This is a genomic window from Bergeriella denitrificans NBRC 102155, from assembly GCF_001592185.1.
Taxonomy (GTDB): domain Bacteria; phylum Pseudomonadota; class Gammaproteobacteria; order Burkholderiales; family Neisseriaceae; genus Neisseria; species Neisseria denitrificans.
Genome location: NZ_BCWL01000086.1, coordinates 1 through 8,490 on the forward strand (window position 1 = coordinate 1; position 8,490 = coordinate 8,490).

Annotated in this window: 10 protein-coding genes; all 10 read right to left on the reverse strand. The window is 53.1% G+C overall.

Annotated elements, in window-relative coordinates; genetic code table 11:
* Positions 1-144 precede the first annotated feature (144 nt).
* Positions 145-570, reverse strand: coding sequence for a F0F1 ATP synthase subunit epsilon (locus BDE01S_RS06040; RefSeq protein ID WP_066078707.1), 426 nt, complete (start codon positions 568-570; stop codon positions 145-147).
* 10 nt (positions 571-580) lie between these two features.
* Positions 581-1,978, reverse strand: coding sequence for a F0F1 ATP synthase subunit beta (atpD, locus tag BDE01S_RS06045; RefSeq protein WP_066078711.1), 1,398 nt, complete (start codon positions 1,976-1,978; stop codon positions 581-583).
* A 36-nt stretch (positions 1,979-2,014) separates the two neighbouring features.
* Positions 2,015-2,890 (reverse strand): F0F1 ATP synthase subunit gamma, encoded by an 876-nt coding sequence (gene atpG, locus BDE01S_RS06050; RefSeq protein WP_066078714.1) that lies wholly within the window; start codon positions 2,888-2,890, stop codon positions 2,015-2,017.
* Positions 2,891-2,914: 24 nt separating this feature from the next.
* Complete coding sequence (gene atpA / locus BDE01S_RS06055; RefSeq protein WP_066078717.1) at positions 2,915-4,462, reverse strand: F0F1 ATP synthase subunit alpha; 1,548 nt, start codon at positions 4,460-4,462, stop codon at positions 2,915-2,917.
* 10 nt (positions 4,463-4,472) lie between these two features.
* The gene (locus tag BDE01S_RS06060) at positions 4,473-5,006 is read right to left on the reverse strand and encodes a F0F1 ATP synthase subunit delta (protein ID WP_066078720.1); all 534 of its coding nucleotides are present in this window, start codon (positions 5,004-5,006) and stop codon (positions 4,473-4,475) included.
* Between the two features lie 3 nt (positions 5,007-5,009).
* A complete protein-coding gene (locus BDE01S_RS06065) occupies positions 5,010-5,480 on the reverse strand; it encodes a F0F1 ATP synthase subunit B (RefSeq protein ID WP_066078723.1) in 471 nt (156 codons plus the stop codon).
* A gap of 74 nt (positions 5,481-5,554) precedes the next feature.
* Positions 5,555-5,788, reverse strand: coding sequence for a F0F1 ATP synthase subunit C (atpE, locus tag BDE01S_RS06070; protein WP_004284425.1), 234 nt, complete (start codon positions 5,786-5,788; stop codon positions 5,555-5,557).
* A gap of 85 nt (positions 5,789-5,873) precedes the next feature.
* A complete protein-coding gene (atpB, locus tag BDE01S_RS06075; RefSeq protein ID WP_066078726.1) occupies positions 5,874-6,740 on the reverse strand; it encodes a F0F1 ATP synthase subunit A in 867 nt (288 codons plus the stop codon).
* The gene (locus BDE01S_RS06080; RefSeq protein ID WP_066078728.1) at positions 6,730-7,083 is read right to left on the reverse strand and encodes an ATP synthase subunit I; all 354 of its coding nucleotides are present in this window, start codon (positions 7,081-7,083) and stop codon (positions 6,730-6,732) included. The genes atpB and BDE01S_RS06080 overlap by 11 nt, the downstream gene beginning before the upstream one ends.
* 335 nt (positions 7,084-7,418) lie before the next feature.
* Entirely contained in the window at positions 7,419-8,279 is an 861-nt protein-coding gene (locus BDE01S_RS06085; RefSeq protein WP_066078730.1) for a ParB/RepB/Spo0J family partition protein, read from the reverse strand.
* Positions 8,280-8,490 lie beyond the last annotated feature (211 nt).

An 8,490-nucleotide genomic window follows, 5' to 3' on the forward strand; every position in this document is an offset into this window, starting at 1 on the left:
TCGCCTTGTCGTACTATATGTACTGCCTGCGGCTCGCCGCCTTGTATCAGAATTTCATTTCTCCGACTATATATTTCCCTGAACAGACACAGAGGGCAAACGCAAAAAAGCACGGTATCAAACCGTGCTTTTTCATCAGTAATATTACTTGTTTTTTTGCGAACGAAGATAATCCAAGGTTTTGAGCTGGGCAATCGCTGCGGCCAAAGCGGCTTGCGCCTTGGCCAGAGATTCCTCATCTGCGGCTTTGGAAATTCGGGCTTCTGCGGCTTTTTTAGCCTCTTCCGCACGCGCCTGATCCATTTCGGCACTGCGGACGGCAACATCCGCCAGTACGGTAATTTTATCAGGCTGTACTTCCAAGAGACCGCCGGAAACGGCTACCAGAATTTCTTCAGCTTCGCCCGGCACGGTCAAACGCAATGCACCGGGGCGTACCAAACTCATAATCGGCTCGTGTCGCGGGTAAATACCGAGCTCACCCTGTACGGTCGGCACCACCACAAAGCTGGCTTCGCCCGAATAGATGTTTTGCTCGCTACTGACCACTTCAACTCGCATGATGCTCATGCCGGCCTCCTTAGTTTAAGGTTTTCGCTTTCTCGGCTGCTTCTTCGATGCCGCCCACCATGTAGAACGCTTGTTCCGGCAGGTGGTCGTATTCGCCGTTCAAAATGGCTTTGAAGCCGGCGATGGTGTCGCGCAGCGGTACGTATTTGCCCGGAGAGCCGGTAAATACTTCGGCAACGTGGAACGGTTGCGACAGGAAGCGTTGGATTTTACGCGCACGCATTACGGTCAGTTTGTCTTCGTCAGACAACTCGTCCATACCCAGAATGGCGATGATGTCGCGCAATTCTTTGTATTTCTGCAGGGTTGACTGTACGCCGCGGGCAACGTCGTAGTGCTCTTGACCCAATACCATCGGGTCGAGCTGACGGGAAGTAGAGTCCAGCGGGTCAACTGCCGGGTAAATACCCAAAGAGGCAATATCGCGGCTCAATACGACGGTCGCATCCAAGTGGGCGAAAGTGGTCGCAGGAGACGGGTCGGTCAAGTCATCCGCAGGTACGTACACGGCTTGGATAGAGGTAATGGAGCCGGTTTGGGTAGAGGTAATACGCTCTTGCAAACGACCCATTTCTTCTGCCAATGTCGGTTGGTAACCTACTGCAGACGGCATACGGCCCAGCAGTGCGGATACTTCGGTACCGGCCAGGGTGTAGCGGTAGATGTTGTCCACGAAGAACAATACGTCGCGGCCTTTGCCGTTTTCGTCTTTTTCGTCGCGGAAGTATTCGGCCATGGTCAAACCGGTCAGGGCTACGCGTAAGCGGTTGCCCGGAGGTTCGTTCATTTGGCCGTACACCATGGCTACTTTGTCCAATACATTGGAATCTTTCATCTCGTGGTAGAAGTCGTTACCTTCGCGGGTACGCTCACCGACACCGGCAAATACGGACAGACCACTGTGCGCTTTGGCGATGTTGTTAATCAATTCCATCATGTTTACGGTTTTGCCCACACCGGCACCGCCGAACAGACCTACTTTACCGCCTTTGGCAAACGGACACAGCAAGTCGATAACTTTAATACCGGTTTCCAGCAATTCGGTTGCTGAAGACAGCTCGTCGAATTTCGGCGCGGCTTGGTGGATGGCGCGGGTTTCCGCGGCGGCAACAGGGCCGGCTTCGTCAACCGGGTTGCCCAAAACGTCCATAATACGGCCCAGGGTCGCCTTGCCTACCGGCACGGCAATCGGGGAACCGGTATTGCTGACGGACAGGCCGCGTTTCAGGCCGTCCGAACTACCCATGGCAATGGTACGCACCACGCCGTCGCCCAGAAGCTGTTGTACTTCCAGGGTCAGACCGGTATCGTCCAATTTCAGGGCATCGTAAACGTGCGGGATAGCGTCGCGTGGAAATTCCACGTCCACTACGGCACCAATTACTTGTACGATTTTGCCTTGGCTCATTATCGTATCCTATTTTCCGTACAGTTTCAGACGGCATTACACTGCCGCTGCACCTGCAACAATTTCTGACAATTCTGTGGTAATCGCTGCTTGGCGCGATTTGTTGTACACCAAGCGCAGCTCTTTGATGGCATTGCCGGCGTTGTCGGTAGCGGCTTTCATCGCCACCATACGCGCCGCCTGCTCGGAAGCCATATTATCGCTCAATGCTTGATAAACCACAGATTCTAAATAGCGGCGAACCAGATATTCCAATACGGCGACAGGACTCGGCTCGTAACGGTATTCCCAATTCATGGCGGAATCGCCGTTGACTTCTTCAATCTCGTTCTGGCCAATCGGCAGCAATACTTCCATACGCGGCTCTTGGCGCATGGTATTCACGAAACCGGAATACACCAAGTGAATCGCATCCAATTCATGCTTTTCATAGCGTTGGAAGATTTCGGTCAAGGGGCCCAGCAGCATTTCCATTTTAGGCGTGTCGCCCAAATTGGTTGCGCTGGCGATGATGTCCAGACCGATACTTTGGCAGGCTGCTAAGCCTTTGCTGCCCAGGCACACGACTTCGACTTGGATGCCTTGTTCCTGATACTCTTGAACTTTCGCCAAAAATTTCTTCAATACGTTGGCATTCAAGCCGCCGCACAAACCTTTGTCCGAGGTAATCAGGATAAAGCCGGCGCGGCGCACCTCGCGGTGCGGCTCCAGCAATGTGATACCGTGGTCGGTATGGGTTTGCGCCAGATGGCTCATAACCAGACGTACTTTTTCGGCGTACGGACGCGCCAGGCGCATCCGTTCCTGAGTCTTCCGCATTTTAGAGGTAGACACCATCTGCATCGCTTTAGTGATCTTTTGGGTATTCTGAACACTGCGGATTTTGGTGAGAATCTCTTTTCCTACTGCCATTTCAGACTCCTTTCATTTCGAATCTTAAGCTTGGTAAGCGTAAGAAGATTTGAAAGACTTCATGGCTTCGGTCAATGCTTTTTCGCTTTCATCAGACATCGCGCCTGAAGCATTAATCGCTTCCAACACAGCCGGCAGCTGGGTGCGGACGTGGCCCAGGAATTCCGCTTCGAAAGCCAGAGCTTTGGAAACCGGTACGTCTTCGTAAGAGCCGTTGTTGATTGCCCACAGGGTCAGCGCCATTTCGGCGGTATTCAGGGTGCTGAATTGTTTTTGTTTCATCAATTCGGTCACCACTTCGCCGTGTTGCAGCTGTTTGCGCGTTGCTTCGTCCAAATCGGAGGCGAATTGGGAGAATGCCGCCAGCTCGCGGTATTGTGCCAATGCCAAGCGGATACCGCCGCCCAATTTCTTGATGACTTTGGTTTGCGCCGCACCGCCTACGCGCGATACGGAAATACCGGCGTTGATGGCAGGACGGATACCGGCATTGAACAAGTCGGTTTCCAAGAAGATTTGGCCGTCTGTAATCGAGATGACGTTGGTCGGTACGAATGCGGATACGTCGCCGGCTTGGGTTTCGATAATCGGCAGCGCGGTCAGAGAGCCGGTTTTGCCTTTTACTTCGCCGTTGGTCAGTTTTTCCACTTCGTCTTCATTGATGCGCGCAGCGCGCTCCAGCAGACGGGAGTGCAGATAGAATACGTCGCCTGGGTAGGCTTCGCGGCCCGGCGGACGGCGCAGCAGCAGGGAAATCTGACGGTAGGCTACGGCTTGTTTGGACAAATCGTCATATACAATCAGGGCATCTTCACCGCGGTCGCGGAAGAATTCGCCCATAGTGCAGCCAGAGTAAGGCGCGATATATTGCAGCGCGGCTGCTTCGGAAGCAGTAGCGGCAACAACGATGGTGTGCTCCAGCGCACCGTGCTCTTCCAGCTTGCGTACCACGTTGGCGATGGAAGATGCTTTTTGGCCGACAGCCACATAGATACAGATAACGCCCGTACCTTTTTGGTTGACGATGGCATCCAAAGCCACAGCGGTTTTACCGGTTTGACGGTCGCCGATAATCAGCTCGCGCTGACCGCGGCCGACGGGTACCATAGAGTCGATGGCTTTGATACCGGTCTGCATCGGCTGATCGACCGATTTACGCGCAATCACGCCCGGGGCGATTTTTTCAATCGGCGCGGTTTGAGAGGCGTTAATCGGGCCTTTGCCGTCAATCGGACGACCCAGCGCATCCACAACGCGGCCGACCAGCTCGCGGCCGACCGGTACTTCCAAAATGCGACCGGTACAGGTAACGGTATCGCCTTCTTTAATGTGTTCGTATTCACCCAATACTACGGCACCAACGGAGTCGCGCTCCAAGTTCATGGCCAAGCCGAAAGTATTGCCGGGGAATTCGAGCATCTCACCTTGCATGGCGTCTGACAAGCCGTGAATGCGTACAATGCCGTCTGTAACGGAAATCACCGTACCTTGGGTACGCACTTCCGCTTTGACAGACAGATTTTCGATTTTGGCTTTAATCAAATCGCTAATTTCAGCAGGATTAAGCTGCATGAAAACTCTCCTAATTCGTCATAGTCGTGTACAGGTTGTTTAATTTGGCCTGTACAGACAAATCCCAAACCTGGTCACCCACTTCGACTTTCAGGCCGCCGATCAAATCGGGATCGACCTGCGTCGTCACCACCAAGTCGCTGTTGAAACGCTCTTTCAATGTAGCGGTTACATCTTCCAGCTGTTTCGGTGTCAGCTCGTATGCGCTGTACACCGTTGCGGATTTGGTGTGCTTGAGTGCCAAGGCCAAGTCTTGATATTGCGCGTACACTTCCGGCAAAACGGCCAAACGCTTCTGCTCGGCCAAAACGGTTACAAAATTTGCAAGACCGTCTTTTTGCAGGCCGACCAAGTCGGCCAGTGTCTGCGCTTTTTCGGAAGCGTCGGTTTCAGGTTGCTCGACCAATGCAAGCACCTTGGGGTCCTGCATGACCGCTGCCAGTTCTTTCAGTCCGCCCAACCAAGACTCAATTTGGTTTTTTTCCTGTGCCAAACCGAACAATGCTTTCGCATAGGGTCTGGCAATCGTTGCGAACTCTGCCATATGTTACAGCTCCTGTTTCAGGTTGCTGAGCAGCGCAGCGTGTTTGGACGCATCCACTTCGCTACGCAAAATCGCTTCCGCACCTTTCACAGCCAACGAGGCAACCTGCTCGCGCAATACTTCGCGGGCGCGGTTGACTTCTTGATCTACATCGGCTTTGGCTTGTGCTGTAATGCGTGCCGCTTCATTGGAGGCTTGCTCGCGGGCTTCCTCAATGATTTTGGCAGCGCGTTTTTCGGCGTTGGCAACCATTTCGGCTACCTGTCCACGCCCTTCGGCCAAGAGTTCTGCAACTTTCTTCTCTGCCTGCTCAAAGTCGCTTTTGCCACGCTCGGCGGCAGCCAAGCCTTCGGCAACTTTTGCGGCGCGCTCGTCCAACGCTTTTGCAATCGGCGGCCACACAAATTTCATGGTAAACCATACCAGACCGAAAAAGACGATGATCTGCGCAAATAAGGTTGCATTGATATTCACTTTACTTAACCTTCGTATTAGGGTTAATCAAACAAACGCCGGGGCGCCTGTATCGGAACAGTTGTCTGTTCGGATTAGCCTGCAAACGGGTTAACAAAGGCGAACAGCAGGGCGATGGCCACACCGATCAGGAATGCGGCGTCGATCAGACCGGCGATCAGGAACAGTTTGGTTTGCAGCGGGCCAATCAGCTCAGGCTGACGTGCAGAAGATTCCAGATATTTGGAACCGACCATTGCGATACCGATAGAAGCACCCAGAGCGCCCAAAGCAACGATCAAACCACATGCGATAGCAATCAAACCCATTTTAAAACTCCTTAATGAAAAACAAAGGTCAAAACTACGTTAAAAAAACTACATGAGAAAAAGGGAGCACTCTTCCGTCGGGAAGTTAGTGCGCATCATGCGCCTGGCCGATATAGACAAACGCCAATGCCATGAAGATGAAGGCCTGCAGGGTAATGACCAGAATATGGAAAATCGCCCAAGCCAAACCTGCGAGAATGTGGAATACGAACAGAATCGGATCCATCACACCCACGCTGCCGGAAGCCGCCCATGCGCCGCCCAACAAGGCAATCAGCAGGAAGACCAGCTCGCCGGCATACATATTGCCGAACAACCGCATACCGTGCGATACGGTTTTGGACAAAAACTCAACCAGGTTCAACAGGAAGTTGGCCGGAGCCAGCTTGCTGCCGAAAGGTGCGCTGAACATTTCATGCATCCAGCCGCCGAAGCCTTTGATTTTGATGTTGTAGTAAATACAGATAATCAGTACGCCGATGGCCAGTGCCAGCGTGGTATTCAAATCCGCGGTCGGCACGACACGCAGCAGGGCGTGGTGGTCGCCGGTCAGACCCTGCCAGGCAACGGGCAGCAAATCAACAGGCAGCAAGTCCATCGCATTCATCAGGAAAATCCAGACAAACAGCGTCAGACCCAGCGGAGCTACAGCTTTGCGCGACTGCTCGTTGTGGATGATGCTCTTGCACATATCGTCCACAAACTCATACAGGATTTCCACTGCAGCCTGGAAGCGGCCGGGCACGCCGGCGGTAGCGGCTTTCGCGCCGCGCCACAGCAGGAAGCTGCCCAATACGCCCAGCACGACGGCAAAGAAAATCGCGTCGAGGTTGATGAATGAAAAGTCAGCAATATTTTTCAGGCCTTGGCCCTGGGTAACATCCGACAGACTGGTCAAGCTTTGCAAGTGGTGCTTGATGTAGTCGGCTGCAGTCATTGATTCACCTGCCATAATCTTTAACTCTCAACAATACTAAAAAAACCAGATGGCTGACGCCGGTTAATCCGAAGAAAAACGGCAAAAACGCCAGAGATTCGTGCCACACTGCAAACACGGCCAGCAGCAGCACCAGCGACAGCATTATTTTTAAAACCTCTCCGAAGACCATCATTCTGCTTTGCAGATAGGGATTGGCCTTGAAAAGTTTTAAAAGTAAAACTGTAATAAGAGTGGGGATGAGATACGTCAGCCCGCCAGCAACGGCAGACCAAAAGCCGCGGACTCCGGCAAACAGCGCGTTCAATAGGGAAACGGCAATCAGTACGCCTGCCTGTGAAATCAAAATCCGCGTCATATAATTATTAAAGAAACAACTGCCATAATCGGGCGGGGCTACTATAAAGAAGAAGCTTACGCGCGTCAAGCCGAATGTTAATCTGTGTGAAACGCGGCACACCTGCCGCCCGCTTCTTTTACACGATTTTCAGACGGCCAATCCAGCCGTTTGTTTTTCTAGCAGATTTTAACACAAACTACAGTTTATTACAGCATTAACTGTCTGAAAAAACACAATATGCCGCAGAGCCGCCCGCAGAGCGTTCCCGCCCGCGCCTTAGCATTTTGATTTACATCAATTTTTATAAAAAGGCCGTCTGAAAACAGACGGCCTTTCTGCAGTTTGGCGCGGCTTTATGCCTGATAATCCACACCCAGCTGCTTGAGCAGATAGTCAAATGTTTCCGGCGTATCGAAATGCAGTACGATTTTGCCTTTTTTCTGATTGGTGGTTTTGACTTCGGCATTCACACCCAGCTTTTCCGTCAACACATCGTTTAGACGGCGCAGGTCGGCGCTGATGGTTTTCTTGATTTCCGGCTGCTTGGCCTGCTGTGCCAACTGGCTGCGGCGCTCGACTTCGCGCACCGACCAGCCGTTTTTAACGGCTTTTTGTGCCAGAGCCAGCTGCTCCACCACCGGCAAGGTCAGCAGCGCGCGCGCGTGCCCCATTTCCAGACGGCGCTGGTAAAGCATTTCCTGTACTGGCTCGGGCAGACCCAGCAGGCGCAGGCTGTTGGAAATCGCGCTGCGGCTTTTACCGACGGCTTTGGCAATGGTTTCGTGGGTCAGACCGAACTCATCGGCGAGGCGTTTCAAACCTTGTGCTTCTTCAATCGGATTGAGGTTTTCGCGCTGCAGGTTTTCGATCAGACCCATTGCCAGCGCGGTTTCGTCGCTGATGGTTTTGATGACGACGGGAATTTCGGTCAAACCCGCCAGCTGCGATGCGCGCCAGCGGCGTTCGCCCGCAATCAGTTCGTATTGCGACAGGCCGTGTTCGCGCACAATCACGGGCTGAATCACGCCCTGCGCCTTAATCGAATCGGCCAGCTCCTGCAGGGCTTCGTCGTCCATCTGCACCCGCGCCTGATAGCGGCCGGGCTGGATGTCGGCAATGGCCACCGTGGTCAGCCGGTCGCTGCTGCTGTTGTCCACACCGTTGGAAATCAGTACGTCTAAACCGCGGCCCAAACCGCCTCTTGCTTTTGCCATGCTTGTTATCCTTTTTCAAACGGCCTAATCGTCAATCGCGCTATTTTATCGGATATTGCCCGGCGCGTGTTATATCGTCATTGAAAATAAGCCTTGTGCCGCCGCATCCGATTTTCTGCATCACGGCGGCCCGCATTCCCTTATAATCTGTAGCCGTTTATCAAGAAGAATGAGACGGCCTTACTGCGCCTTGCCCATACCTCCTCTATTC